At 67.9% G+C, this 26,413-nt stretch carries 27 protein-coding genes; 15 read left to right on the forward strand and 12 right to left on the reverse strand.

Features of this window, described 5'->3' with window-relative positions:
* Positions 1 to 65 precede the first annotated feature (65 nt).
* The 6 genes from CIK77_RS07010 to CIK77_RS07035 are packed head-to-tail and all read left to right on the forward strand — an operon-like array spanning position 66 to position 8,345.
* Complete coding sequence (locus CIK77_RS07010; protein ID WP_249268518.1) at positions 66 to 1,652, forward strand: anchored repeat ABC transporter, substrate-binding protein; 1,587 nt, start codon at positions 66 to 68, stop codon at positions 1,650 to 1,652.
* Complete coding sequence (locus CIK77_RS07015) at positions 1,649 to 2,626, forward strand: choice-of-anchor M domain-containing protein (RefSeq protein ID WP_087054425.1); 978 nt, start codon at positions 1,649 to 1,651, stop codon at positions 2,624 to 2,626. The genes CIK77_RS07010 and CIK77_RS07015 overlap by 4 nt, the downstream gene beginning before the upstream one ends.
* Positions 2,623 to 3,369, forward strand: a complete 747-nt coding sequence (locus CIK77_RS07020; protein WP_087054424.1) for an anchored repeat-type ABC transporter ATP-binding subunit — start codon at positions 2,623 to 2,625, stop codon at positions 3,367 to 3,369. The genes CIK77_RS07015 and CIK77_RS07020 overlap by 4 nt, the downstream gene beginning before the upstream one ends.
* Complete coding sequence (locus CIK77_RS07025) at positions 3,369 to 4,325, forward strand: anchored repeat-type ABC transporter permease subunit (RefSeq protein ID WP_087054423.1); 957 nt, start codon at positions 3,369 to 3,371, stop codon at positions 4,323 to 4,325. The genes CIK77_RS07020 and CIK77_RS07025 overlap by 1 nt, the downstream gene beginning before the upstream one ends.
* The gene (locus CIK77_RS07030) at positions 4,322 to 7,423 is read left to right on the forward strand and encodes a choice-of-anchor M domain-containing protein (protein WP_087054422.1); all 3,102 of its coding nucleotides are present in this window, start codon (positions 4,322 to 4,324) and stop codon (positions 7,421 to 7,423) included. Before CIK77_RS07025 ends, CIK77_RS07030 begins: the two co-directional genes overlap by 4 nt.
* Positions 7,424 to 7,472: 49 nt before the next feature.
* Positions 7,473 to 8,345 carry a lytic transglycosylase domain-containing protein gene (locus tag CIK77_RS07035; protein ID WP_249268517.1) on the forward strand — a complete coding sequence of 291 codons (873 nt, stop codon included), beginning with the start codon at positions 7,473 to 7,475 and terminating at the stop codon, positions 8,343 to 8,345.
* Between the two features lie 366 nt (positions 8,346 to 8,711).
* Here the strand turns inward: CIK77_RS07035 and CIK77_RS07040 are convergent, their stop codons facing one another.
* A complete protein-coding gene (locus CIK77_RS07040) occupies positions 8,712 to 9,110 on the reverse strand; it encodes a Fur family transcriptional regulator (protein WP_087054421.1) in 399 nt (132 codons plus the stop codon).
* An 86-nt stretch (positions 9,111 to 9,196) separates the two neighbouring features.
* On the opposite strand from CIK77_RS07040, the gene CIK77_RS07045 reads away from it, so the two are divergent.
* A complete protein-coding gene (locus CIK77_RS07045; protein ID WP_087054420.1) occupies positions 9,197 to 9,541 on the forward strand; it encodes an ArsR/SmtB family transcription factor in 345 nt (114 codons plus the stop codon).
* Positions 9,538 to 9,834 (forward strand): hypothetical protein, encoded by a 297-nt coding sequence (locus CIK77_RS18100; RefSeq protein WP_087054419.1) that lies wholly within the window; start codon positions 9,538 to 9,540, stop codon positions 9,832 to 9,834. The genes CIK77_RS07045 and CIK77_RS18100 overlap by 4 nt, the downstream gene beginning before the upstream one ends.
* Before the next feature lie 71 nt (positions 9,835 to 9,905).
* Here the strand turns inward: CIK77_RS18100 and CIK77_RS07055 are convergent, their stop codons facing one another.
* The 3 genes from CIK77_RS07055 to CIK77_RS07065 form a co-directional block, all read right to left on the reverse strand.
* Complete coding sequence (locus tag CIK77_RS07055) at positions 9,906 to 11,615, reverse strand: amino acid ABC transporter ATP-binding/permease protein (RefSeq protein WP_087054418.1); 1,710 nt, start codon at positions 11,613 to 11,615, stop codon at positions 9,906 to 9,908.
* The gene (locus tag CIK77_RS07060) at positions 11,612 to 12,976 is read right to left on the reverse strand and encodes an ATP-binding cassette domain-containing protein (protein ID WP_181861404.1); all 1,365 of its coding nucleotides are present in this window, start codon (positions 12,974 to 12,976) and stop codon (positions 11,612 to 11,614) included. The genes CIK77_RS07055 and CIK77_RS07060 overlap by 4 nt, the downstream gene beginning before the upstream one ends.
* Positions 12,977 to 13,379: 403 nt before the next feature.
* Positions 13,380 to 14,429: a GTP-binding protein gene (locus tag CIK77_RS07065; protein WP_249268516.1), complete on the reverse strand. Its 1,050-nt coding sequence runs from the start codon at positions 14,427 to 14,429 to the stop codon at positions 13,380 to 13,382.
* A gap of 62 nt (positions 14,430 to 14,491) precedes the next feature.
* Here CIK77_RS07065 and ykgO point away from each other — a divergent pair, with 62 nt between their 5' ends.
* On the forward strand, positions 14,492 to 14,614 hold the full coding sequence (ykgO, locus tag CIK77_RS07070) for a type B 50S ribosomal protein L36 (RefSeq protein WP_023951906.1): 123 nt from the start codon (positions 14,492 to 14,494) through the stop codon (positions 14,612 to 14,614).
* Positions 14,615 to 14,766: 152 nt separating this feature from the next.
* Here the strand turns inward: ykgO and CIK77_RS07075 are convergent, their stop codons facing one another.
* The gene (locus CIK77_RS07075; protein WP_087054416.1) at positions 14,767 to 15,495 is read right to left on the reverse strand and encodes a class I SAM-dependent methyltransferase; all 729 of its coding nucleotides are present in this window, start codon (positions 15,493 to 15,495) and stop codon (positions 14,767 to 14,769) included.
* A gap of 305 nt (positions 15,496 to 15,800) precedes the next feature.
* Between CIK77_RS07075 and CIK77_RS07085 the strand changes: the two genes are divergently transcribed.
* Together CIK77_RS07085 and CIK77_RS07090 are read left to right on the forward strand one after the other, a co-directional pair.
* Positions 15,801 to 16,919 (forward strand): NAD(P)/FAD-dependent oxidoreductase, encoded by a 1,119-nt coding sequence (locus CIK77_RS07085; protein WP_087054414.1) that lies wholly within the window; start codon positions 15,801 to 15,803, stop codon positions 16,917 to 16,919.
* Positions 16,913 to 17,908: an arsenic resistance protein gene (locus CIK77_RS07090; protein ID WP_087054413.1), complete on the forward strand. Its 996-nt coding sequence runs from the start codon at positions 16,913 to 16,915 to the stop codon at positions 17,906 to 17,908. Before CIK77_RS07085 ends, CIK77_RS07090 begins: the two co-directional genes overlap by 7 nt.
* Here CIK77_RS07090 and CIK77_RS18105 read toward each other — a convergent pair.
* Together CIK77_RS18105 and CIK77_RS18110 are read right to left on the reverse strand one after the other, a co-directional pair.
* A complete protein-coding gene (locus CIK77_RS18105) occupies positions 17,887 to 18,321 on the reverse strand; it encodes a GTP-binding protein (RefSeq protein ID WP_249268515.1) in 435 nt (144 codons plus the stop codon). The two genes, CIK77_RS07090 and CIK77_RS18105, sit on opposite strands and share 22 nt — an antisense overlap.
* A gap of 110 nt (positions 18,322 to 18,431) precedes the next feature.
* Positions 18,432 to 19,238: an NAD(P)/FAD-dependent oxidoreductase gene (locus tag CIK77_RS18110; protein WP_140403503.1), complete on the reverse strand. Its 807-nt coding sequence runs from the start codon at positions 19,236 to 19,238 to the stop codon at positions 18,432 to 18,434.
* Here CIK77_RS18110 and CIK77_RS07105 point away from each other — a divergent pair.
* The gene (locus CIK77_RS07105; RefSeq protein WP_332841609.1) at positions 19,237 to 19,533 is read left to right on the forward strand and encodes a cupin domain-containing protein; all 297 of its coding nucleotides are present in this window, start codon (positions 19,237 to 19,239) and stop codon (positions 19,531 to 19,533) included. The genes CIK77_RS18110 and CIK77_RS07105 overlap by 2 nt on opposite strands.
* Before the next feature lie 116 nt (positions 19,534 to 19,649).
* On the opposite strand, the gene CIK77_RS07110 is transcribed toward CIK77_RS07105, so the two are convergent.
* Both CIK77_RS07110 and CIK77_RS07115 read right to left on the reverse strand, forming a co-directional pair.
* On the reverse strand, positions 19,650 to 20,465 hold the full coding sequence (locus CIK77_RS07110) for an ABC transporter permease (RefSeq protein WP_087054410.1): 816 nt from the start codon (positions 20,463 to 20,465) through the stop codon (positions 19,650 to 19,652).
* The gene (locus CIK77_RS07115) at positions 20,462 to 21,382 is read right to left on the reverse strand and encodes an ABC transporter ATP-binding protein (protein ID WP_087054409.1); all 921 of its coding nucleotides are present in this window, start codon (positions 21,380 to 21,382) and stop codon (positions 20,462 to 20,464) included. The genes CIK77_RS07110 and CIK77_RS07115 overlap by 4 nt, the downstream gene beginning before the upstream one ends.
* Before the next feature lie 73 nt (positions 21,383 to 21,455).
* Here CIK77_RS07115 and CIK77_RS07120 point away from each other — a divergent pair, with 73 nt between their 5' ends.
* Entirely contained in the window at positions 21,456 to 22,040 is a 585-nt protein-coding gene (locus CIK77_RS07120) for a TetR/AcrR family transcriptional regulator (protein WP_212647457.1), read from the forward strand.
* Positions 22,041 to 22,404: 364 nt separating this feature from the next.
* On the opposite strand, the gene CIK77_RS07125 is transcribed toward CIK77_RS07120, so the two are convergent.
* From CIK77_RS07125 to CIK77_RS07135, 3 genes are read right to left on the reverse strand one after another with little or no spacing between them, the layout of a single operon-like run.
* Positions 22,405 to 23,121: a hypothetical protein gene (locus CIK77_RS07125; protein ID WP_087054407.1), complete on the reverse strand. Its 717-nt coding sequence runs from the start codon at positions 23,119 to 23,121 to the stop codon at positions 22,405 to 22,407.
* A gap of 7 nt (positions 23,122 to 23,128) precedes the next feature.
* Positions 23,129 to 23,923, reverse strand: coding sequence for an ABC transporter permease (locus CIK77_RS07130; protein ID WP_087054406.1), 795 nt, complete (start codon positions 23,921 to 23,923; stop codon positions 23,129 to 23,131).
* Entirely contained in the window at positions 23,920 to 24,633 is a 714-nt protein-coding gene (locus tag CIK77_RS07135) for an ABC transporter ATP-binding protein (protein ID WP_087054405.1), read from the reverse strand. Before CIK77_RS07135 ends, CIK77_RS07130 begins: the two co-directional genes overlap by 4 nt.
* A 121-nt stretch (positions 24,634 to 24,754) precedes the next feature.
* On the opposite strand from CIK77_RS07135, the gene CIK77_RS07140 reads away from it, so the two are divergent.
* Positions 24,755 to 25,609, forward strand: a complete 855-nt coding sequence (locus tag CIK77_RS07140) for a sensor histidine kinase (RefSeq protein ID WP_087054404.1) — start codon at positions 24,755 to 24,757, stop codon at positions 25,607 to 25,609.
* A complete protein-coding gene (locus CIK77_RS07145; protein WP_087054403.1) occupies positions 25,606 to 26,280 on the forward strand; it encodes a response regulator in 675 nt (224 codons plus the stop codon). Before CIK77_RS07140 ends, CIK77_RS07145 begins: the two co-directional genes overlap by 4 nt.
* Positions 26,281 to 26,413 lie beyond the last annotated feature (133 nt).

A 26,413-nucleotide genomic window follows, 5' to 3' on the forward strand; every position in this document is an offset into this window, starting at 1 on the left:
GAGGGCTTCCCCGTCACCGCCCCCTCTTGTCTGCATGCGATGCCTCGGCATCCGGAAAGGAACACGTGTCGCCCCCTCGCACCGTCGGCATCGCCGTCTCGATCGTCCTGGCGATGGCCGCGTCGGGATGCGCCAGTGCCTCCCCGGCAGAACCGGACGACGGTCGTGTCCGCGTCGTGACCACGACAGGTATCCTCGCCGACCTCGCACAGCACGTCGCCGGGGATCGGGCAGAGGTGATCTCGCTCGTGCCGGAGGGCGGAGACCCGCACAGCTACGAGCCGTCGCTGCGCGACGTGCGCGATATCGTCTACGCCGATGTGGCCTTCTCCAACTACCTGATGCTCGAGGAGCAGAACCTCATCAAGGCGCTGGACACGAACCTGCCCGACGGGGTCCCGAACATCTCCCTGGCCGAGGAGGCCGTCAAATACGCCGCGGAGATCATCCCCCTCGTCGAGGACGTGTCCCTGGACACGATCTGGCTCGGCCTGCGGGTGAAAGGAGACGGTGCCGAGCTGGGCGCGACCCGCTCCTCCGACATCCTGCTCTCCGCCACCGGCATGGAAGGGCCGGGAGATCTGATCGCCTACCTCACCGGAAGCTTCGGCGACGTCGACGTCTACTTCGACTCCTCCGACGGCTTCGACGCCGCCGGAGGGTACCGCGACGACACGGTGATCCTTCCCCCCGACGCGCACACGCACCTGAGCTGGGCGTTCACACAGCCGGGAATCTACACACTGGACCTGCAGGCGAAACTGCAGGTCGCTCTGGACCAGCAGCCCCTCGACATCGCCACCGGGAAGGTCACCTTCGCCGTCGGCGTCGACCCGTACACGGTGCCGGGCACATCCGATCCCACAGTGCTGAACGGCGGCCACTCCGACATCACGCTCGACCTGGACGAGGCAGGGTTCGAGGTCCTGCTGGATCACGAGCACGGCTCCGCAGACGTGCACCAGGAATTCTTCCCCCTCGATGATGTGGTCGTGGAGGTGCCCAACAAGGCCCTGCACGAGATCCCCGGTGATCCCGCCTACCGGTTCCTGGGACGTGCAGGAGAGGCGATCTACCAGCTTCCGCAGGCGGTGCTCGGCAAGCACGTGCACGGGGAGATTGACCCGCACCTGTGGCAGAACGTCCGCAACGCCATGTCCTACACCGAGATCATCCGCGACACCCTCATCGAGGTCGATCCGGCCGGCGCCGCCGACTACACGAAGAACGCCGCAGCCTACCTCCAGGAGCTCAGCGCACTGGACACCGAGGTGCGCGACACGATCGCCGAGATCCCTCGATCGCAGCGCACGCTCGTGACCACGCACGATGCGTTCGGCTACCTCGCGCAGGCCTACGACCTCGATATCTCCGGCTTCGTCACCCCGAACCCCGCGGTCGAGCCGTCGCTGGCCGAGCGGAAACGTCTGACCGAGACCATCCGCAACCTGCACGTCCCCGCCGTGTTCCTCGAACCCAACCTCGCCGCACGCTCCTCCACACTCGTCGAAGTGGCGAAGGACCAGGGGGTCGAGGTCTGCACCATCTACGGCGATGCCTTCAGCGAGACCGTGACCACCTATATCGACATGATGCGCTTCAACGCACGATCCATCCGCGACTGCCTGGGCACGCCCGAAGGAGAACAATGACCACCCGCAGCATCCGCCGCCCGCTCACCATGGCCTCCGCACTCATCCTGGCCGGACTCGCCGTGCTCGCGCCCGTGGCCGCCTCGGCAGAAGGCGACGACGATCTCGATCAGACGATCGACCCGAACCAGACGCAGGGGACAGGACAGGTCGTGCTCGACCAGGGGCACGTGGACTTCGGCCCCACGCTGAGCACGGGGGAGTGGATCGTCCAGATCCACGACGACACCGCACGACCCTCCTATTGGCGCCATCTCGACGACGTGGTCCTCAAGGTCGCCGACGCGGCCATCCTCCCCATCCCCGACGCAGAGGCGTACCGCTTCCTCGGACAGGAACCCGGCACCGAGGTGTGGGTGGTGCCGCAGACCCAGAATCCCGACGTCGTCTGGGCGGGGTGGAACACCCAGGAACCGAACGTGATCGAGTCACTGAACCTGGGGACGACCCTCAGCGTCCTGGGGATGGAAGGACCGGGCGATGTCGTGGTCTACCTGCAGAGCGGGAACTTCGGCGACCCGCAACCGCTGTGGTCGTCATTGGAGCCCTTCCCGCAGCAGTCGTGGATCGAGGTGAACCAGCACACCCACGCCAACTGGGTCTTCAGCGAACCGGGGATCTACCTCGTCGAACTCCAGTTCGATGCGGAGCTGAACATCGGCGAGTCCGTCTCCGCACGCGACACCCTGCGCTTCGCCGTCGGCGACGCCACGGATGCCGAGGAGGCATTCGGCATGGAGTTCGACCAGTCCGTCATCGCAGAGACCGCCGCCCCGGATTCGTCCGATGACACCGCCGGTCCGGCCGCAGACGGCGATCAGGACGGCGACGGCACGTTCGCCACTCTCATCTGGGGTGTGGTCGGAGTGGTCGCTGTCGTGCTCGTGATGGCGATCATCGTGGTCGTCACCGCATCTCGTCGGGCGAAGGCCCGCGCCCTCGCCGCCCGAAATGTGAAGGAACCGACCGAATGAGTGCCCTCGACGTCACCGACCTGACCGTCCACCTGGGCGGCAGGCGCGTCCTGCACGACATCGACCTGAGCGTCGAGACCGGTGAGTTCGTCGGTCTGATCGGACCGAACGGGGCAGGCAAGACCACTCTGCTGCGCTCTATCCTCGGCTTGATCCGCACCGAGAACGGCCGCGTCGACGTCGATGGCAGCACCGGCGCACAGGCGCGCTCCAGGATCGGCTACGTACCGCAGCGTCACGAGTTCGCCTGGGACTTCCCCATCAGCGTCGAGGATGCCGTGATGACCGGCCGGATCCGGCGGATCGGATGGCTGCGCCGGCCCGGGGTAGCGGACTTCGACGCCGTGGCCGAGGCCCTCGAACGTGTCCACATGGACCACCTCAGAGCGCGGCCGGTCGGCGAGCTCTCCGGCGGACAGCGCCAACGCGTCCTCGTCGCCCGCGCACTCGCGCTGCGTCCACGGCTGCTGCTGCTGGACGAGCCGTTCACCGGTCTCGACATGCCCACCCAGGAGCTGCTCATCGAGCTCTTCCGAGACCTCGCCGCCGAGGACAAGGCCGTGCTGATGACGACCCACGACCTGGTCGGCGCCCTGCACGAATGCTCCCGCCTGTGCCTGATCAACCGCACCATCATCGCCGACGGCACAGCGTCGACCCTCAACGACCCCGAGATCTGGATGCGCGCCTTCGACGTGAAAGCCACCAACCCGCTGCTGAAGACCCTGGGGGTGTCGGCCTGATGCTCTCTCCCATTGACTTCATCCAGGACCTGCTCAACCCCGACCTGGGCTTCCTTCCCAAGGCACTGATCATCGCCGTGATGTCCAGCATCGTCTGCGGAGTGATCGGATGCTACGTGGTGCTGCGCGGTATGGCGTTCATCGGCGACGCCGTCGCCCATGCCGTCTTCCCCGGGCTCGCCGTCGCCTTCGTCATCCAGGGCAACCTGGTCCTCGGCGGCGCCGTCGCCGGCGTCCTGACGGCGATCCTCGTCGCCGTGTTCTCTCAGAACCGGCGCATCAAGGAGGACTCCATCATCGGGGTCTTCTTCGTCGCCGCCTTCGCTCTCGGCATCGTCGTCATCTCCCAGGCACCCGGATACGCCGGCTCTCTGCAGCAGTTCCTCTTCGGCTCCATCACCGGCATCCCCGACGAGGACATCTACACCGTCGCGATCACCGGCATCCTCCTGCTGCTGACGGTTTTCCTGTTCCACAAGGAGTTCGTCGCGGTCACCCTCGACCGCGAGATGGCACGCTCCACCGGCATCCCCGTCTTCGTCCTGGACCTCGTGCTCTACGTCATGGTCGCGATCGCGATCGTCATCTCCATCCAGACCATCGGCAACATCCTCGTCCTGGCTCTGCTGATCACCCCGGCCGCAGCGGCACGGCTGCTCACCGACCGGCTCGGGCTGATGATGCTCCTCGCCCCGATCATCGGCGGGTCCTCCGCCCTCGTCGGCCTCTACGTCTCGTGGAGCTTCGATCTCCCCGTCGGCGGCATGATCGTGCTCATCGCCACAGCCGTCTTCCTTCTCGCCTGGTTCTTCGCACCCCGGCACGGACTGCTGATGAACTACCTCCGCCGCCGCGCACAACCGGTCGAGACCGCCTCACCGTCGCCGACACCGGGACCCCGCCGGGAGGCCGCAGATTCCTCTGCACCGCACGTTGAAGAGAGTGTTCTCCGATGACCATCCTGCATCCGGCCCCACGACACCGCACCCGGGCGACCGGCGTAGCCGCATTGCTCGCACTGGCACTGACCGCGCTGACTCCGCTGAGCGCCAGCGCCGCAGCAGAACTGCCCGCTGCCGGCGCGACCCTCGCCCAGATCGCCCCTGGCGCCGACGGATCGCTCGAACTGGGCATTGCCGATACCAACGGGCAACCGGTGCTCTCAGACACGATGATCACCGTCGACGGCACGGCACGGTTCACCGCCCACTTGGACACCTCCGCCATGGATGCCACCGCGGGCACCGTGCAGCTCCGGTGGAGCGAGATCGTCCTCCCGGGCGGAGTAGCCGCCGACAACTCGGGCTCGACGACGCCGCAGGCCGTGGTCACCTCGGAGGACGGCAGCGCGTGGTTGTTGGGCACGGCGACGGACGCGCCTGAGCACGCGCCACTCGATGCGGGCGCCACCACTCCTACATCGTGGTATTTCACGGCACCGGGCGACTACTCTCTGACGGCCACGGCAACGCTGGTCGATACCGAGGGGACGGTCGTGGGCGAGAGCGCGCCGACCACGATGCTGTTCCGAGTCACCGACCCGCTCCCACACGCGCCAGCACCGGCCCCCGAGCCGGAACCGCAGACGAATACCGATCCAGAAGCCGGAGCCGAGGCCGAGGTCACCCCCGACGCCGACGGCGCGGGGGAGCAGGACACCCCCGCGCTGGGAGACGCCGATGTCAAAGATGACGCGGAGGACATCCCCGAACCCGAGGGCCAGTCCGACCAACCTGCGCCGCCGAGCCAGGAGAAGACCATCGTCGGCGCCGTCCACACCGACGCGGTCTCCGCATATGTCGACAACGGCACCCTCGTGCTGCAGTCCAAGGCGGACATGGACGTCGACGGAGACGGTCAGATCGATCTCGGCAGCCGCCTCGAGACCCGGCGTCTGCTCTTCCACGTCAACGACAAGGCGAAGCAGACATTTCCCGGTGGGCCAGGATATGAGTTCCTCGGCGCACCGGGGAGCACCATTTGGATGGCGCCGCAGACGCAGGACCACGACATCATCTGGCCCGGCTTCAGCACGGAAGATCCCAGCCTGCGCGCCGCCGTCGACCCTAACGCACGCCTTACCGTGACGCTCGACACGGTCACCGGCCCCGGCGACGTCGAAGTGTTCCAGAACGGGCCATCCCGGGTGTTCAGTTCCAAGGACCAGCTGACGCCCTGGACCCTCGGTGTTCCCCAGCACACCCACATGAACTGGGTGTTCACCAAGGCCGGCACCTACACGCTGACCTTCTCGATGACCGGGAAGGTCGATGGCCGTCAGCAGACGGCGACGAACGACTACGTCTTCGTCGTCGGGGATCTCGATGCGCACACGCAGTCCTCCTCGGTCACGCTGCGCAGCTCGACGAAGGACCTCGACGCCGGCGAGGCGATCCTGCTGACCAGCGAGGTCAGCCCCGCAGATGCTGTCGGCGCCGTGCAGTTCCGAGACGAGAAGAGCAACTCGATTCTCGGGCACACCCCCGTGAAAGACGGGAAAGCAGAATTCCGGACCGATTCTCTCACCCCCGGCGGGCACAGGATCGTTGCCGAGTTCATCCCCACCTGGAAGGACGACGTCACTGCCTCGCAGTCCACACCTGTCACCCTCACCGTCGCCGGCGAGGACACGCCCAAACCGGAGCACGACGACACCATCCCCGTCGACGATACGGAACTGGCCGGGGTGAAGCCCGCGACGAGCGTGAAGGTCACCAACGCCAAGAAGGAGGTCGCGCCCGCACCCGACGGCTCCCTCGCCGTGGCAGTGGACGAGCCGCACTTCGGAGAATGGGTCTCGGCGTGGAGCCATGACCCAAAGCCGGTCTGGCTCGGGTGGGTGCAAGCCGACCTCAAAGGCGCATTCTCGATCGACGTCCCCCAACAGATCGCCCCCGGCACGCATCGGCTCGTCCTCAAGAGCGTCGATGACGAACTGATCGGCTGGGACAACTTCACCGTCGTCGCCCCCGACAGCGGCGGCAACCCCGGTGGAGGCGGCAACCCCGGAGGCGGGGGGAGCAACCCCGGGGGTGGAAGCAGCAACCCCGGCAGCGGTGGGAGCACTCCGGGCGGGGGCGGCAGCAAGCCGCCGCCCAAAGCACCGGGCCAGCAATGCGCCCCGGGCGTCACACTCGACCACGGGCACATCGACGCGTTCTACGTGTCCGCCGCCAACGGCAAGGCCGTCCTGCAACTTCTCGAGGACGTCACCGGCCACCGGGTGATCCGCGAAGCCGAGACCGTCCTACTCAAGGTCAAGGAATCCGCCTATCGCGGCAACATCCCCGGCGGGACGCCCGGGGCGCCATCGGGATACGTGCTCCCGCTGACCCAGGATCCCGCCCTCATCTGGCCCGGCTGGGAGACATTCAGCACGGCCGGAAGCGGATACACCGACGTGTCGATCAACATCACCGGCGTCAACGGCCCCGGGCGCGCGTACATGTACACGCAGGGATCGTTCGGTGACTTCAGACCGCTCCTCACCCATGGCGGATACAGCTTCCCCGGCACCATCCGAGAAGCCGAACCTGCGCACACGCACGCACAGTGGGTGTTCTCGCAAAAAGGCGTCTACAAGCTGACCGTGCACGCCGTGGCAACCAACCCGAAGACGGGCTCATCCATCCGCACGGCGGCGCACACGTACGTGTTCCAGGTCGGCGACGTGCCGCTCGGCGATGCCTTCTGCGGCCTGCGGTCCGCGGATGCCAGCACGGCGGCCGCCGTCAACGCGGCCGTGCACCAGTCGACGGCCGACGCCGTCGCCGCAGCCCAGGCCGACGCCGCAGCGCAGGCCGCTGCCGCAGAGGCTGAGGAGAAGGAAAAGCAGAAGCAGAATCAGACGCTGAGGACTAAACACACGGAGGGCGAGGACGAAGACAACGGCGTGCTCGACGCGATCTTCGGCGAGGACGTGAATCCCGCCGTCGTGGGAGGCATCGTGGGCGGAGGTGTGCTGATCATCGCAGGAATCATCGGCGTCACCCTGTGGTACGTACGTCGGCTTCGGACACAAGCAGCGCCCGTCGACACGACCGGTTCGTCATGATCTCGAGGTGCGCATGACCCCGACCTCTGCTCGCTCAGAAGGTCCGCCCGTGGAAGCGGACCCTCTGAGCGAGTTCGACGCGCTCCTGGCGAGCGCGGACGTGGATGACACCGAAGAAAATGACCTTGTGCAGACGCTGGCGTCCTCGAGAACCGGTCGGGGATGGGTCATCGGCTCGGTGCTGAGCGCGGCACTGGGTGTGGTCCTGGTCGCCGGGGCGCTGGTCGCGGCATCCCTGTCACCGCGACCGGATCCGGATCCGACGTCGTATGTCGCGGCTGAGCTGTCGGGAACCACACCGCGGCCGGATCCGAGGCAGACACCGTATGCGGCACCTTCGCAGCAGCACGAGCGTCCGCTCACAGACCTTGTCGACGAGAACTGGGTAGCTGAGCTGTCAGACAACACCAGTATCCCCGTCCGTGCCCTGATCGCGTACGCCGGCGCTTCCCTCGTCGCGGCGTCCGAGTATCCGGCGTGCGGTCTGGGCTGGAACACCCTTGCCGGCATCGGCCACGTCGAATCCGAGCACGGCACCATTCACGGTTCGCATCTCGGTGCCGACGGCGTCGCTCGCCCGGCAATCATCGGCATCCCGTTGACCGGGGAGACCACCGAGGCGATTCGCGACACCGACGCGGGCATGCTGGACGGCGACGCCGTCTGGGACCGCGCGGTCGGTCCGATGCAGTTCATCCCGACAACCTGGGCGCAATGGGGCGCCGACGGCAACGGCGACGGCATCCGCGACCCGCAGAACATCGACGACAGCGCACTCGCCGCAGCACGATACCTCTGCGACGTGGGCGGGGACCTCACGGTCGCCGACAACTGGATTGCCGCCATCCACGCATACAACCCGACGATCGAGTACAACAACCGCGTCGCCGACGCCGCTGCCTATTATGCAGAGCGGGGTTGACGGGGCGAGGTTCAGACACAGGTGCAGGGAGGGACTTCCCAGCGGTTCGTCACCGCACGATGGGCATGTTCGGCCAGGAAAGGTTGCGACGTCACCAGTGCGAACCGCTACTGCTCAGATGTGCAGATCCTGCACCGTCGATTACGTGGGTTCTGCCTGGCTGGGGGCGGGTGGTGCGGTGGCTTTCGCTCCTCATCATGGTCGGCGTCGCGCGGGTCATCGGCCCCCTGCTCCACGGCCGATTGAGTCCTGAGTTGACGCCTGCCCGGTTCTCCTTCATCCCCCGGCAGCCCGGCTCGGCCTTCGCCTACTAGCTACACGGGCGCGGCCTGGCATATATCGGTATCCGTTCCTTCCCGCGGCGTGCTACGCAGCAGCGCAGTCCGCGCAACGTCCAAAGACCTCGAGGATGTGGCGGGTCACGGTGAATCCGTGACGTGCGGCGGTGTCGCGGATCCACTCCTCGTCGGATGGTTCGATCTCCACAGCCGTTCCGCATTCCTCGCAGACCAGGTGGTGGTGATGCGCACCAGGCTCGCAGGCTCGGAACAGTTGTCCGCTGGGCACGGGGATTGTGTCGGCGTGCCCCGACTCGGCCAGCGCATTCAATTGCCGATACACGGTCGCCAGCCCGATGGGAGTGCCTTCGGTATTGATGCGCTGGTGCAGCTGAGTGGCGGAGATGAAGCCGGTTGCCTCCTCAAGGGCTTGGCGCACGGCTTCCTTCTGGACGGTCTGACGGCGTTCACGGATCGCGGCGTTCATGGTCGCCTCCTCTCTGCGGGGTGAGAAGCACTCTCAGTAGTATAGTCACATTGCAATCTGTTTATGTGTGTGATGGGATGAAAATCATGGGCGTGGAGACGGGGCTTGCCGATGCGGCGCAGCTATTCAAAGTCCTCGGTAGTGAGTCGAGGCTCGGGTTGCTGCATCTGATCGGGCAGGAGCCGCGCACAGTGAGCGCCCTCGCGGAGGCGAGTGGGCTGTCGCAGCCGCTGGTGTCGCAGCATCTGCGGACGCTGCGACAGGCGGGCCTGGCGGCCTCGACGCGCCACGGCAAGGAGATCACGTACCGCATGGCCGACTTGCATGTCAGCCATGTGATCGCCGACGCGCTCGCCCACGTCCGAGAGCCTGCCGCGACCGAAGAGGTCGCGGACGAGGAACCCACCCATCCAGAACAGGAGTCAGCATGACCATCACAGACATCCACGCGGAGCACACGACGTCCGAGCATCAGCACGGCACCGGCTGCGGGCATGAGCCGGTGCGGCACGGCGACCACGTCGACTACGTGCACGGCACTCACCGCCACGCCCTGCATGGCGACCATTACGACGAGCACGAGTCCATCGCCGAGCACACTCCGGCCGACCACGCTCACGGCGCCGACTGCGGACACGAAACCGTCGCGCATGATGGGCACGTCGACTACGTCCACGACGGCCACAGGCACGCGGTCCACGAGGACCACTATGACGAGCATTGACACCGCACCGGCGCCAGGGTGAGGGGATGCGCGACACAGCTCGCGCATCCGCTCACCCATGTCCGGCTCCCTCAGATCCTCGCCTCGAGGCGGGCGAACGAGCCCGCCGCACTGCGAAGGACCCGGGCTGTACCGGCCTCGATGACACGCCCGCGGTCGATCACGAAGACGGCGGCATCGTCGGGAACGAGGTCGGCGCGGTGCGTGATCTCGATGACCGTCAGGCCCCTGCGGGTGCGCGCGAGGCGCTTGCGGACGGTGTGCGCTGTTGCGGCGTCGAGCTGGCTGAGGGCCTCGTCGAGCACGAGCACTTCGGGACAGTGGACTAACGCTCGGGCGAGGGCGAGCCGCTGCAACTGCCCGCCGGACACGGTCACTCCGCGTTCACGCAGGCGAGTGTCCAGCCCTTTCGGGAGTAACGCGAGCCAGTCATCGAGCGCCGCGATCGTGATCGCCTCGACGATGGTTGCCTCGTTTGCGTCAGGGGCGGTCAGGTGCAGGTTGTCGGCGATGGTGCCCGACAGCAGGGTCGGGTGCTGGGAGACGAGGGCGACCCGGCGGCGCAGGTCGTCGATCCGCAGCTCGCGCACGTCTGCGCCACCCAGGTGCACTGTCCTGCTCTCGGGGTCCAGACCGCGGGCGAGGAGAGCGGCCAGCGTGGACTTCCCGCTACCGGATACTCCGGTGACGAAGGCCCAACGGCCGGGGGCGAATCGCGCGGAAAGCTCGCGGAGGGTCGGCTGATCGCTGCCCGGGTGACGGGCGGTGACGCCTCGGAGTTCGACGCCACCGTGCTGGGGTACGGGACCGGGATAGTCGCTGTCGCGTATGGTCGGTTCGGCGTCGATGATCTGCCGGATGCGGTCGGTCGCGGCGAAGGCCGTGTCGAGGCCGGAGGCGAAGCCTTCGACGCCGCGTACCGGCCCCCACAATCCCACCGCCACCGCCAGCGCCACGGCAGTCTCGGTCGGTGGAAGGCCAGCCATTGTGCCGATGGCGAGCGGCACGATGAGCGAGAACATCTGCAGCAGCACGATCGTCATGGTGCGCTGCGCCTGGATGCCAGCGGCGTGCTCGCGGGCGGAGGTCAGCGCACGGCCGGTGTCGTCGAGGTCTCGCAGCCGGGCGTGTTGGGCGCCGAAGGCGAGCACCTCGCGGGTGCCCTGGATATCGTCCCCGACCCGCGCGGCGAGAGCCCCGCGCACCGTAGCGACGTGGCGGGCAGCCCGCCACGTCGCCGGGCTTGACCAGGCGGGTAGGAGCAGCGCTATTGCGACGAACGGTGCCGTCACAGCGGCGAGGAGTCCGTCCACCGCCACCCCGAGCCAGGTGAGCGTGACAGCTGGTACGACCAGCGCGGAGGCGGCGGGCGGGAGGGCGTGGGCGAAGAACACCTCGATACGGTCGATGTCCCGGGTGGCCCGCTCAGTCAACTCGGCTCCCGCGCGTCCTGTGGTCGCCGCGGGTGCTTGCGGGACGAGACGGGTGAAGAACAGCTCCCGCAGCCGCTGGAGAGCGGTGAAGGCGACCCAGTGCCCAGCATAGTGCTCCAGATATCGCAGACCGGCTTTCGCGATGGCGAGGCCCGCGAGCCAACCGATCACGCTCGGCACGGACACCGCCCATCCGGTCGCGGCCTGGCCGAGTGCGGCTGCCGTGACGGTCAGCAGGGCGACTGCGAGGAGCTGGTTCGCGATTCTCGCCAGCACGGAGACGACCAGAGGGGGAAGCAACTGCCGGGTGTGGCCGATGAGCCAGGCGGTCAGGCGGAGCCGGGTCATGCGCTCGCTCCCTCTGTGCCGGGATGGATCAAGGTGCTGAGGTCGATCACACGGTCGGCGGCGAGGACCGCTCCGGGCCGGTGGGCGATCATGAGCACGGTGCGACCCGCCGCGAGCCGATCAAGTGCGGCGAGGATCGCGGCCTCGCCGGCCAGGTCGACCTGGGAGGTCGGCTCGTCCAGCAACAGGATCGGGGCGTCGCGCAGCCAGGCGCGGGCGATCTGCAGCCGCTGCGCCTGCCCGCCGGATAGCAGCCGGCCATGCTCTCCGACCTGAGTGTGGAGCCCGGCGGGCATGGTTTCGATCTCTCCGCGCAGTCCGGCGAGGTCCAGCGCTTCCCACAGTCTCCGGTCATCGGCGCGCGGAGCGGCCAGGCGCAGGTTGTCGGCGATGGTGCCGAGGAACAGGAAGGTGCGCTGCTCGACCACGGCCAGCCGCGATCGCACCTCATCCGCATCCGCGATCCGGGTGTCGAGAGCGTCCACGAGGACGCGGCCGGCGCGCGGGAGCAGATGGGTTTGCAGAAGTGCGGCGACGGTGGACTTGCCGATCCCGCTCGGGCCCACCAGTGCTACTTTCTCACCGGCCTCGACGCGCAGCGAGACTCCTTCGATGACCGGGGCGCCTCCGGGCCACCCCGCGGTGACCTGCTCGAGGACCACCGTTCCGGGGCCGTCGGGGTCCCGGAGGCGAGTACCGGCGGGGGCGGGCGTGGACGATGCAGCGGCGGTGAGGTGGTCGCCGATCCTGCGCTGAGCGGCACGTCCGGCGATGCCGATGTAGAAGAACTGGCCGATGACATCGACCGGGCCGATCACGAGTGTCGTCATGAGCACGATCGCCACGCCGCCGCCCAGGGTCAGTGTCTCCTCCAGAATGCGGGTGGTTGCGATACCAGCGGCGGCGACCACGATCGTGAGGGAGAATGCGGCGTCGACGACGAGGATGAGCAGCTGGTTGCCCGCCAGTAGCCGCATCAGGTGTTGGCGATGCTGCTCGCCACGACGCGCCAGCTCCGCTCCGGCGCGCTCGGCGGCGCGGGCGTAGACGAGGGTGCCCAGGGCCTGGATCGCCTCCAGGAAGGCTACGGTCAGCCGGGCCTGGGAGCGGCGGTACGCGGTGCCGATCGGTCGGACGATCCGCTGGAACCCGCCGATCAGCGGCGGGACGAGCAGCACCAGCAGCGCGAGCCATCCTGCTGTCGCTGCATCGACCGTGAGAGCCATAATCGCCAGCACGAGGGACGGAATGGTCAGCGCGCCGAAGATCGGGCCGAGGAACCCTGCACGATAGTGTGCGGTCTTCTCGGTGGCGTCGGTCGCGACCGACAGCAACTCTCCCGAGCGGCCGGTCGCGGTCATGACACCGTCGGTGAAGATACGACTGATCACGAGGTGCCGAAGATGCCGCTCTGTCTCCGAACACGCCCATTCAGAGAAAGCGGGGCCCGCTGCGGCGCACCCGGCGGCCGTCAACGCGAGGGTGACGAGTAGCAGGATCCGTCCCGTCGTCAGCGGCTCCCCGTCTAGGACGGCACCGACCCGGACGAACAGCAACGCGATAGCCGCAGCCCCCGCCCAGGCGATGCCGACCGAGATCCACAACACCCACCGCGGCGTCGCCGATCGCACATCCGCATGCACGGACGTGCGGTCGGCGGGATGCCCACTGGGATGGCCGGAACGGCTTGGGGCCCGCATGCTCATCCGACCGGCTGCCGATCATCCAGGACGGGGGCCGATGATCGAGAGGCCACCATCGCCGTCACTCCGTCCGATCCGCTACGACCGGCCAGGAGGGGAACGGGTCGGGGAATCGCACCCACGCCCGGGCGCCGGCGGCGAGCTCAGTGTCGGTGAGCGCGGCCGCATCCAACGCCTTCTTGAGCGCGTCAGTGTCGAGATCGATTCCGATGAACGCCAGATCCTGGCCCAGCGCGAGCAGATCGTCCTCATCGCCAAGGTCGTCGTCGCGTCCGAGCGAATCGAAGGAGATCACCTGGCCGACGTGATCCCACCGAGCGATGATCTGCGGGCGGGTGGCGAACCGGCAGAACCCGGCAGAGCGGATCACCGCGCCGAACTCGCCCGCTTCGATCCTCTCGTCCAGCAGATGCTTGAGACGGCCGGGATGCAGCGGGCGCACGTTCTCGTAGTGAAAAGCGCTGACGCGGAGGTCGGTCATGTGGGGGTCGTAGTCGCCGTTCAACATCCCGACCCAGCCCGGGCGCTCCTGCCCGACTGTGTATACGGTGTCGCACTCCCACCGATCGATTGCGTTCCGATGCAGGCGCAGCCGGGCTCGGGGGCTCAGGTGGCTGACCAGCGCCATCACCGTCGACAGATCCACGGTGGGCAGCGTCGCCCAGTTCACCAGGACGATCACCGAGGCATACTCGATCTGGTTCACGGCGAGCAGTGCGTGCGCGGCATGCCGGCCCATTGAGGGGTGCTCGCCCGGAGGCGCCGGGTGGCGTGTGTAGCTGTCCTGGTGAAGATCGTCCCGCAGATGCGCCGCGTCGACCAGACACACGACACCCGTCAGTCGGGTGGGAGCGTCCGGGGCGGCGAGCGTGCCGATCAGCTCGGTCACTTCGGTGTATTCGGGGAACTCGATCACCGCCCCCGCGGGAGCGTCTGACCACGGTGCAACCGCCAACGCCTCATCGATCGGATCCGGGGCAAGCGCGAGCCGGCGGGCGGGCACGAAGGTCCGCCGAGTCATCGCGGCGAGCCGCTTCGCGTAGCGCCGCCGTTCAGGGGCACAGGTGCCGATCACCGCCAGCACGTCGACCTGCTCCACACGAACCTCCATCTCTGAGACACCACTCCGACACCTACAGTCTAATGATAACGTTTCTCAATAGGAGGTGAAGGATGAAGGTTCGAGCATCGATCAAGTCGTTGAAGAATCAGCCCGGGGCGCAGGTCGTGCGTCGTCGTGGCAGGGTCTACGTGATCAACAAGCTCAACCCGCGGTTCAAGGGCCGCCAGGGGTGACTGGTGGCGGGGTGCGGGGTTCGGCTTCGCGCCCCGCCAGAACGGGACAGTTCACCGCGCGGAACAACGTGCTCGCATGTGCGCCCCCGATCGCACGCCGCAATGACGTCGTGACCGGGTTCGGCCGGATCGACCTGAGCGCCTCAGCGCGTTCACGGGCGGTTCAGGAGCCAGAAGGGGGTGTCGCCGATCTGGTCGAATGTGAACCCTGCGCGGGTGGCCTCGTCGGCGAGTATCGCCGGTGCAGGATGGCGGTACTCGTGTTCAGTGGTGTCTTCCACGAGCACGCGCTCACCGTCCAGGGTCAGATAGGTCATACGCCAGCGCATCCGTTCGGTGTCCAGCGGCCAGCCCTCGGCGATACCCCGATAGGTCAACTCGCCTACCTGTGCGGCGGTGAAATCGTACGCCTCGACGCGGCGAGGCCGTTGCGGCTGCTGCAGGTCGATAAGCGCCGCACCGGCGTCAGGGAGGCGCGCGGCGAGTTCGGCGAGGACGGCCGCTCGTTCGCCGGCGTCGAAGTGACCGATCACGCCGAGCAGAACTGCGCCGCCGACGCGTTCAGGCAGGGGAGCGGAGAAGAAATCCTCCGGTCGCACGGTGACCCGGCCGAACCATTCCGGGTGCGCGGCGATCTTCGTCAGAGCGAGTGCTCGCATCGCCGGGCTGGGCTCCAGCGCGCACACCTGCGCCTCTGGTAGCCGGTCGAGGATGGCGGCCGAGTTGAGCCCGGATCCGGCTCCGACGTCGAGGATCGGCCCCCAGTCGGGTCGCACCCAGGGCAGCAGCACCTCGAGCGCGGCGAGCTGCCCCGGCCGCGCGGAGGCGTTGAAAAGGTCGTAGCAGCCGGCTGTCGGCGCGTACGGGTCACGCGTGTTCACAGGTACAACCGCCGGTTCCGCTCGTACGTGCGCTCACGGTGATCGCGATTCTGCTCGTTGCGATAGATCCGGGCCAGCTCATCGCGGTCGGATCCCGAGGAGAGGGTGTGGTCTCCTCGGGTCCTCTCCCAGGGCCGGCGGAGGCGAGCGACCGTCAGCAGGAGTGACGCGCTCATCGCGAGTGTGCGGTCTCTCATCCGTGTTCCTTCCGGAGCGGCTGTAGTTCGGGTTTCCCCTGCTCATACCGTAGCCTATTGAGAATGATTCTCAAATGACGTGTACGCGTCTAGAAAGCGAAAGCACTCGTGACTTCCTCTCCCCCTGTCCTCGACGCACTCGTCATCGGCGCAGGCCCTGCGGGCATTGGGTCTGCCCTGGCTCTGGCTGCCGTGGATGGGCTGACCTTCGGCGTTCTGGAGCGCGGTCGGATCGGGCAGACGTTCCTGGACTGGCCGGCGCGGCAGAGCTTCCTCACTCCGTCTTTCACCGGCAACGGGTTCGGTGCGACCGATCTGAACGCGATCCACCCGGAGACCTCGCCCGCGTTCAGCCTCGGAACCGACTACCCGACGGGCTCGCAGTACGCGAAGTACCTGCGCAGCGTCGTGAAACACTTCCGTATCCCCGTGATGGATGAGGCCGAGGTCGAGGTGGTGCAGCAGCACGTCGACGGGTTCGAGGTGTTCTCCGCCCGAGGCCCGGTGCTCGCACGTTCTCTCGTGTGGGCAGGCGGCGAGTTCGCGCATCCGCTTTCCCCCCGCATCCCGGGCGCCGCGCTCACGGTCCATTCCAGCAGCACGGAGGCCTGGGAGGAGCGACCCGGTGAGCTGGTGGTCATCGGTGGGTACGAGTCCGGAATCGACATCGCCTGTCACCACGTCGCCGCCGGCGCGACCGTGACCGTCGTCGACGACGACCATCCCTGGGATGCGCAGACCGGGTCTGACCCATCGTTTCGCCTCGCCCCTCGATCCCGGATGCGCCTCAGCGACGCCATGGCAACCGGGCGGCTGCGGCTCGTGGATGCCCGGGCTGTCCGCGTCAAACCGGCCGGAGAGGGCTTCACCGTCCGGCTCAGTGATGGCCTGTCGCTGCCGAGCACCGCCCCGCCGATCGCCGCGACCGGATTCGGCCCCGGCCTCGGCCCGGTCGGGCACCTGTTCGCTGCGCGTCCCGACGGGTGGCCGGAGTTGGACGAGGACGACCAGTCCACCGTCGTGCCCGGGGTGTTCCTGTCGGGGCCGGCGATCCGGCACGGCGGGCTGAAATTCTGTTTCGTGTACAAGTTCCGCCAGCGTTTCGCCCACATCGCCGGTGTCATCGGCGAACGGGCGGGAAAAGACACCGGGGCGCTGGAGGCGTGGCGGGATGCCGGCATGCTCACCGACGACCTGTCCTGCTGCGGGGTGGAGTGCGCATGCTGACCGCCCTGCAGCGCACCGGGTTCACCGCGGTCCTGTTCCTCACCGCGATCCTCACCGGCAGCCTGCTCGGCCTGTTCGCCCCCGCGGCAGGCAGCGCGGTCGGCGGGCTTGCCGACCTGCTGATCCTGCTGCTGGTCGCCGCGTCGTTCTTCACGCTCCGTCTGGACGGCGTGCACGCCCTGCGTCGGGTGCCGCGCACAGTGCTACTGGCGGTCGGAATGAACTTCCTCGCCATCCCGCTGATCGCGCTCGTCCTCACCGCGCTGCTGCCCGGCGACGCACTGCGGCTCGGAGTGCTCGTCTACTGCCTGGCACCGTGCACCGACTGGTTCCTTGGGTTCACCCGCCTCGCTGGAGGCGACACGACCACCGGCGCCGCCCTCATCCCCGTGCAGATGATCCTGCAGCTCGCGCTGTACCCGGTGTGGCTGGCGCTTTTTGCCGGTCGCCATATCGATGCGATGTTCGGTGCCGCCGGCCCGGCCCTGCTGACCTGGTTCGTCCTGCCTGCGGCGGCGGGCCTGGGCTTGCGCTTCCTGGTAGGACTGACCGTGCCGCGGGCCAGACGCCACCGGCTCGTGGCAGCGGTGGACCAAGCGATGCCATTCGTGATCACAGCCGTCATCCTGGCGATCTTCGCCGGGAACATTGGAACGATCCTCACCGATCCCCGCTCGTTCGCCTGGGTGCTGCTAGTGGTGTTCCTGTTCTTTGCCGTGACGTTCCTCGTCGGCGAAGCCGTGGCTCGGGCGTTTCGGCTCGAGGACCCGGAGCACGCCGTGCTGACGATGACGACCTCCGCGCGCAACGCCCCGCTCATGCTCGCTGTCACCGTGGTCGCCCTCCCGGACCAGCCCGTGATCTACGCGGCGATCATCCTCGGCATGCTCATCGAGTTCCCCCACCTCACCGCCCTGACCCACCTCCTCCGCAGCCGTCAACCAACTGAGGAGCCGAGAACCGACGCTCAATCGCTCAGCCTGCGATAGCGGTGCAGCCGCCGCAGTCCGGATGCATCAGGTCGCTCGGCGGGCGCGGCGGCGATGGCGCCGAGCCACCGCTGTGCGGCATCCTGGTCGAGGTTGACGCCGATCACGACGAGCTCGCCGACAGGCGGCGGGTCCGGCAACGGGGCGATGCGAATCATGTGGCCGACGAGGTTGACGAGGTACCCGCGATCCGCCCGCGGACCGAGGACGCTCACCCGCCCCTTGACCCGGTAGGTGCCGGGCGGCGGGTCCTCGAGCAGATCGATCAGCGCCGACGGGCACACCGGTCCAGGCAAAGCCACAGACACAGCCCGAGCGTGCTCATGATCGTCGTGTCCGTGCGCGTCCTCACGGAGGAGCCGCGCCAATGGCAGCTCGTCGACCGGGTCATCGTCGACGGCGGTGTCGAACACGAGCGCGGGATCGATAGCCGCGAGGGTTCGCCGTGCCGCCGACCGTGTCGGACCGGGGCCGACCCACGGCCGGGCAGTGGGGTTCCCCAGAGTTCCGGACTGTTGTCTGTTCAGCCATCGGCTGCTGCCCGGGCGAGGTCGAAGTCCTCTTCGACGAGCGCGCCGTTGACCGCTCCACCGGCGAAGGCTCCCGCGCCGATCGCCATCGGGACGTTCGCGGCCGGGTTCACGACGTTTCCGATCGCCCAGACTCGATCGTGGCTGGTCTTCCCAGCCTGATCGACGCTGAGGAAGGACCCGAGGCCGAAGGGCGAGTCAGTGCGGGAGAGGCCGAGACCTGTGAGGAACCCGTCGTTCGGGCGCGGCGCACCCGTGGTGAACACCGCATCCACCTCGACCATCCGTCCGTCACCCGTGCGCACACCAGTGATGCGGTCGTCCTCGCCGAGAATCTCGACCACCGGCGACGCCACCACCTCCACGCCTCGAGCGCGCATCCGCTGCTCGGCGACGGGATCGAGCGTTCCGAGCCCGGCCGCGAAGACGACGACTCGATCGCTCCACTGGCGCACGAGCTGCGTCTGATGCAGCCCCATCGGCGAAGTCGCCAGCACTCCCAGGCGCTGGTCGCGGACCTCCCAGCCATGGCAATAGGGGCAGTGCAGCACAGATGTGCCCCACCGCGGCGCCAGGCCTGGGACATCGGGAAGCTCGTCGACGATCCCGCTCGCCACGACGAGCGCCCGCGCCCGCTGGGCCCGCCCGGTTGAGAGCACGATCGCAAGACCCGAGTCTGCCGCCTCCACATTCTGCACGGTGCCGTCGAGGAACTCGATGCCGTACGCGGCGACCTCGGCACGCCCCTTCCGCAACAGCTCCGCAGGCGGTGTGCCCTCGTTGCCGAGGACGCCGTGCATGTGGGCGGCGAACCGGTTGCGAGGACTGCCCGCATCGATCACCTACCCGCCCGTGCGTACCCTCCCGGAACTGCGTATACACGACGGCTACGAATGGGTCTACGTCCTCAGCGGTCGCCTTCGGCTCCGGCTCGGCGAGCAGGACCTTGTTCTCACCCGCGGCGAGGCGGCCGAGTTCGACACCCGTACGCCGCACGCCATGACCGCGGCCGGCGGGAAGCCCGCTCAGGTGCTCAGCATCTTCAACGACGCCGGTGCCCGCATCCACACCCGCATCGGCGCAGCCACCAACTGAACACCACCGGCTGATCGGCAGCCGGACGGGCTTCGGAGCCAATCGCACCGAGGGAGACTCGTTCACAATTCGGAGCGGAGTCGGGGGCGTAGCGCTCGCCTGGGCGGTTCCGGTCGTCAGATGTCTCGCCGTCGGAACGTGATGAATGCAGCGAGGGTGGTTACGAGCACGGTGAGGTAGAAGACGATGAATCCCGTGAGCGGCGGAAGCATGGCCGGGTCGGGCACGACTGTCATGATCCGGCTGCCGGCGATGCTCGGCCAGAACCTTGCGATGAAGTCCGCGAGGGTCGCCGGCAGATTCTGGGACAGGGCCGGGAACACGAGCATCGTCGCGACGATGATCCCGAGCGCACCAGCGCTGGATCGCGTCAGGATGCCGACCGCCAGGCCGAGAACGGCCGTGACCGCGAGATAGACTCCCATGCCGACGACGGCCCGGATCACGGCGGGCTCGGCGAGGCTCGCCGTCGGCGCCCCGTGGCTCGCGAGGACGGCTTGCCCGAGGAGGAAGGAGCTCAGGGCGGTGGCGACTCCGGCGACCAGGGACACGACGTAGATGACGAGCGTCTTGGCGAGGAAGAGGATCCCGCGCCGAGGGACGACGATCGCCGTGCTGGCGATCATGCCGGTGCTGTACTCCGAGGTGACGGCGAGGACGCCGAGGATTCCGACGACCATCTGCGCCATGAGGTGGCTCTGGAGACTGATCGCGGTGGGGTCGAAGGCCGCCTGCTCGGCGGCGGTGAGGGTGCCGTACGTTCGTCCGCCGCCGTCGCTGAACATCCACGAGAACAGCAGCGCAACGATCGGAAGCATCGTCAACGTCGCAGCGGTCGCTCGAACGGACCAGAACTTGCGCCACTCGTTGGCAATGGCGCGGAACAGCTGACGGAGGTCCGAAAGGCGACCTCGAACGAAGGTGGGGGTCATGCGGCGTCCTCCTGCTGCGCAGCGTGTCCGGCGGTCATCGCCATGAACACGTCTTCGAGTGATGTGCTGTGCGAGGTCAGCTGCGACAGCGTGATGCCTGCCCGAGCGGCGCAACGGCCGACGACGTCGGCATCGGCGTTCCGGATCGTCAGCTCGCTGCCGGCCTGCTCGATGCCGATCTGTCCAGAGGCGTGTCGGAGGGCGGCGACGAGGGTGCGGCGTTCCGCGTCGTCGCGGACACGGGCGACGACGTGTCGCTCCGCGTGATCGGCCATCAACTGCGCGAGCGTGGCATCGGCGAGCTTCCTTCCGCGTTCGAGGATGATGAGGTGGTCGGCGACGAGCGCCATCTCGCTCATGAGGTGGCTGGAGAAGAAGACGGTGCATCCATCGGCGGCGAGTTCTCTCATCAGCCGCCGTATCCAGAGAACGCCGTCGGGATCGAGGCCGTTGAGCGGCTCGTCGAGCATGACGATGGGCGGCTTCCCGAGAAGCGCCGCCGCAATCCCCAGCCGCTGCCCCATGCCGAGCGAGAACCCTCCGACGCGTCGGTCGGCGACGTCGGCGATCGCCGCGAGTTCCAGCACCTCGTCGACGCGCGAGCCGGGGATGTCGTTGGAATCGGCGAGTCCGCGCAGGTAGGCCCGTGCGGTGATCCCCGGGTGCACGGCCTTCGCATCGAGGAGCACACCGATCCGCGTCATGGGGCGCGCGAGCGTGCGGTAGGAGGCCCCGTCGACCCAGACCCCGCCCGACGTGGGCTCGTGCAAGCCGACGATCATCCGCATCGTGGTCGACTTTCCCGCGCCGTTGCGTCCGAGGAACCCCGTGACGACACCGGGCCGGACGGTGAAGGTCACGTCGTCGACAGCAGTCACACGACCGTATCGCTTGGTGAGCCTGGTCGCTTGAATCATGACCCCTCTTTCTGCACTCACTGCTGTTTCGCAGTCACTGCAGCATAACACCGAGTGCGGTATGCTCGGACACATGGAGGAAAGGACCACCCTGCGCGAGCGCAAGCGCCGCCAGACCCGTGCGCTGCTCATCGAAACCGGCCGGCGACTGTTCGAGGCCAACGGGTACGACCAGACGACCGTTGCCGACATCGCAGCGGCGGCTGAGATCGGAACTCGCACGTTCTTCGCCTACTTCGAGTCGAAAGAGCAGCTGCTCTTCGATGAGATAGACCCGCGAGTGATCTCGGCCATCGAGGCGATCCGAACCCGAGCCGTCGACGAGACTCCCGCCCAAACGCTTCTCCGAGGCCTGAATAGCGACGCGATCGAGGCAGAGGCGCACAATCCGGTCGCGCAGCTCCGCCTCCGACTGCTCCCTGATGTTCCCGCGATCCAGGCGCGGGCGTTACGTCTTCAACTCGATGCTCAGGATGAGATTCAGCGTGAGCTTCGGTCTGCCTACCCGGAACTGACCGCGGTCGAAGCCGCCGCTCTCGTAGGTGCGATCACCGGCGCGGTTGCGGCGGCCTACCGCGCCCTCGGAGAAGAAGGCGCCATCGACGAGCGCCAGCACGAAGTCCACGCAGTGGTGGAACGTGTCCTCCATCCCCGCTGAGCAGGTGACTTCGAGGCTCGGTTGTCGGCGCTGGGGCAGGCTGTCGCGGCCCTGATGCACGAGCGATGATTCCGGTATGGCTGTCGAGGATGCTCGGTCTGCCCGGCGCAGTGTCCTTCCGTCGCGCTGGCCGGTCAGCAGCCGACTGACGAGTTCCATCGCATCGCCCTGCGCGAGTTCCACGGCTTCTTCGACGCCGTCTATCGCGACACCGCCGATTTCGTCGAAACCCTCAGCCCGGACGACATCGGCCGCGACCCCGAAGACCTGGGCCTGCGCCGACCGTCCGCGACCTGGACCTACATGGCTACGGACAATCCCTTCGGTAGTGCCGGCAGCCGCTTCATGGGCAGGGTCGTCAAGCTCATCCGTCGCGCAGGGTGAAGGTTGCGCTCGCGGCGATGCCTGCCGCAGCGATCCATGCGAGGAGGATGAGTGTGCCGGTTCCGGCGGTGAGTACGGGGTCGGTGTCGGTGAGGTAGAGGAGGCTGCCGGCCTTGTCCGGGAGCCAGCGTGCGTGTTCGGTGAGGCTGCCGGCGAGGGGGGAGACGATGAGGACGAGGCTGAGCATCGTCACCAGGGGCGGGATGAGCGAGCGGAGCAGGACGGTCAGGGCGAACGCGAGCGCCCCGATCAGGACGAGGTAGACCGCTGCCCCGGCAGTCGGCCACATGTCCACGTCGCTCGTGGCGGCGAGCCGGCGAACGGACAGGGTGATCGCGGCCGTGACCCAGCCTGCGCCGATCGCGATGCCGCTGGCGACGATCGCGGTGACGAGGAAGGCGAGGCTCTTGCCCGCAAGGAGGCTCAGTCGACGGGGTGTCGCGGTGAGCGTGGTGCGGATCTGGCTGCCCTGGTACTCGGTGGCGACAGCGAGCACACCGAGCAGGATGACCCCGATCTGGAGGAACGGGACCGTCGCGAGAGTCACCTGCACGGCGCTGATCGGAACGGTGGAGGATGCCGCGATCGCCGCCGCGAGCACGATCGCGGCAGCGATGGTTCCCAGCACGCTGGCCGTGACGACGGGGAGGGTGCGGAGCTTGACCGCTTCCGCTGAGGTGATGCGTGCGAGCGTCATGGTGATCTCATGCGTCCCTGCGTCGGAAAACGACGCCCGCGACGATCAGCAGAGCGAGGGTCCAGCAGCCCATGACGATCGCACCGGGGATGGGTTCGAGGCCGCCGGGGACGACGGAGTCCTCGGGGAAGCCGAAGAGGTTGCGGCCGGCCATATCGGGAAGCCAATGGGCGAGCGGTGTGAGGTTGGTCAGCAGCAGTGAGAACGACACGACCGAGCTGTTGGCGATGAGGATGATGAGCGGGATGATGCCGCTCCGGGCGAGCACGGTGATCGCGAACGCGATGAGGCCCATGAGCGTCCAGTAGAGAGCACCGCCGGCCCAGCGCCGGACCGCGTGATCGATCGACACGATCTCTGTTCCGGCGTCACCGATGATCACGTTCGCGACGACGACGCTGAGCGGCACCGCGACGATCGCGATCGCCGTGACGAGCACGATCACGGACAGCGCCTTGGCGGTCAGCAGTCGCAGCCGGCCGGGGATGGCGGTGAGGGTGGTGGTGATCTGCCTGCCGCCGTCGGCATCGGTGCGGGCGGCGGTGTATTCGCTGCTCATCGCGACGACGCCGATCACGACAGCGCCGACGGTTCCCAGCGGCATCATCGCGAATGCGGTTTCGAACGGCGAGGTGTCCGCGACCCGTTCCGACTGCCCCGAGGTGACGGCGCCACGGACGGTGACCGCGTTGAGGATCGTGAGCGCAACTGACCCGAGCACCGCCACGGCCATCCCGGCCCATGCGCCGGGGAGGGTCGCGGTCTTGCGCAGCTCGGTGAGGATCGTGCGGAGGAGGCTCATCGGTCTTGCCCTGCCGCGCCGCCGGTGAGTCCGAAGAACGCGTCTTCCAGAGTCGCGTATCCGGCGGTGACCTCTGCGACCGGACCGGCTTTCACGATCCGGCCGCCGGTGATGACGACGAGGTCGTCGGCGATCTCGGCGACCTCGCTCATCAGATGGCTCGACAGCAGGACCGTACCGCCGGCATCCGCGTGGCCGCGGAGCAGTCCGCGTATCCAACGGATGCCCTCGGGGTCCAGTCCGTTGACCGGCTCGTCCAGCACCAGGGCTCTGGGTTCGCCCAGCAGTGCGGTGGCGATGCCGAGGCGTTGGCCCATGCCGAGTGAGAACTTGCCGACGCGGGTGCGTCCGGCGTCTTCGAGGCTGACCTGTTCGAGCACGGCGTTCACGCGATGCGGGGGGATGCCGTTGCTGCGCGCGACCCAGGCCAGGTGGTTGCGGGCGGTGCGGGAGGGGTGCGCGCCGGAGCCGTCGAGCATCGACCCGACCGTGCGCAGCGGGTCGCGCAGGTTCCGGTACAACTGCCCGTCGACCAGGGCGGAACCTGCGGCGGGACGGTCCAAGCCGAGCAGGACGCGCAGCGTCGAGGACTTGCCCGCCCCGTTCGGGCCGAGGAAACCGGTCACCCGGCCAGGCAGTGCTTGGAAGGTCACGTCGGAGATCACGGTACGTGAGCCGTGGCGTTTGGTGAGGCAGTCGATCGTCAGCATCCCTCCATGCCAACAGGTCCTCTCCGCATCGTCATCGGACCATGGCAGCGTCGTGCTCGGTCCCAGGTCTCTCAGACCCAGGACCGATGTCCGCGTGAGCGCCGGAATCTAGACTCGAACGATGGACACCGACCGGCCGACGTGGCGCTCCCGCGCCTGGCTCGTCGCCGTCGGGCTCCTTGCAGTGCTTGCTGCTCTCCTCTCGTTCGTGGGGGTCGATCGTCCGGCGTCGGCGTGGGCGGCGGTAGCGGTCGCCGCCGCGGTGGCTGTGTCGGTGATCGGTTGGGCGTTCGATCGCACCCGACGTCAGCGCCGACGCTATGAGGAGGATCTGGCGGCATGGGCAGGGGAGCGGGCAACGCAGGCCGAGCGACTGAGGATCGCCGCCGACCTGCACGATCTGGTCTCGCACGGCCTCGGGCTCATAACTGTCCGGGCCGCCGTCGCCCGCACCCTCGCCGGCCCGGACGGGGCGAGCGAACGCGCCGAGGCGCTCACCGACATCGAACGGGTCAGTCGCGAGACCACGACCGAGCTGCGCCGCATGCTCGCCGTGCTCCGCGACCCGGAGACAGCGCCCTTTCGCCCCGCCGACACCCTCGACGACCTCCCCTCGATCGTCGAGGAAGCCACCGCCGCCGGCATCACCAGCAGCCTCGACGTCGAGGAACTGGGTGACGTGTCACCGGGCGTGCAGCTCACGATCTGCGCCGTCGTCCGCGAGACTCTGCACAACACGATCCGGCATGCAGGCCCCACCCGCGTCCGCGTCACGGTCCGGCGCGACGGGGAAACCATCGTCGTGGACGTGCAGGATGCCGGGCCGCGCGGATCATGGCAGCCGCAGCCCGGCGCAGGGCATGGCCTCGACGGACTGCGCGAGCGCGTCACCATTCTCGGCGGGGACCTCCAAACCCAGCCCAACGAGCACGGGTACCGCGTCACCGCCCGCATCCCCGACGTGGCGCGACCATGACCTCACAGTCGGCCCCGCCCGTCGTTCGTGTGCTGATCGCGGACGACCAGGCCCTGCTCCGGCACAGCCTCGTCATCCTCATCGATGGCACCGCCGACCTGGCCGTCGTCGGCGAAGCCGGCACCGGTGAGGACGCCTCCCGCCTGGCCCGTGAACTCGTCCCCGATGTGATCCTGATGGACATTCGCATGCCCGGCGGCGATGGCATCGAGGCGACCCGTACCATCACCGCCGACCCCACTCTTTCTGGGTGCCGGGTGCTCGTGCTCAGCATGTTCGAGCTGGACGAGTACGTCTACGGTGCATTGCGTGCCGGGGCGAGCGGCTTCCTCCTGAAGGACGCCCACCCCGATCAACTCCTCGACGCGATCCGCCGCACCCACAGCGGCGAGTCGCTGTTCGCCCCGGCGATCCTGACCAGGCTCATCGAGCACTACACCAGCATCCCCGCCACGCCAGCGCGACGACTGAACGGGCTGACCGAACGGGAGACCGAGGTACTCGCCCTCGTCGCCCACGGACTGTCCAACGACGAGATCGCCACCTCGCTCACCATCTCGATCAAGACCGTCAAGACCCACATCGGCAACCTCCTCGCCAAACTCCACGCCCGCGACCGCACCCACCTCGTCATCACCGCCTACGAGACCGGACTCATCACCCCCGCCTGAACCACGAGATCATCGCCACTCTCCCGATGCGTGCAAGCGGCGGGCACGCTGGACGGATCATCTGCTGTGTCGGTGACCAACCCGCGATCACGGTGTGACACTCAGCACCGAGATCTACAGCACCACCGGGGGA

Origin of the sequence: Microbacterium sp. JB110, from assembly GCF_003335195.1 — a bacterium.
Classification (GTDB): Bacteria; Actinomycetota; Actinomycetes; order Actinomycetales; family Microbacteriaceae; genus Microbacterium.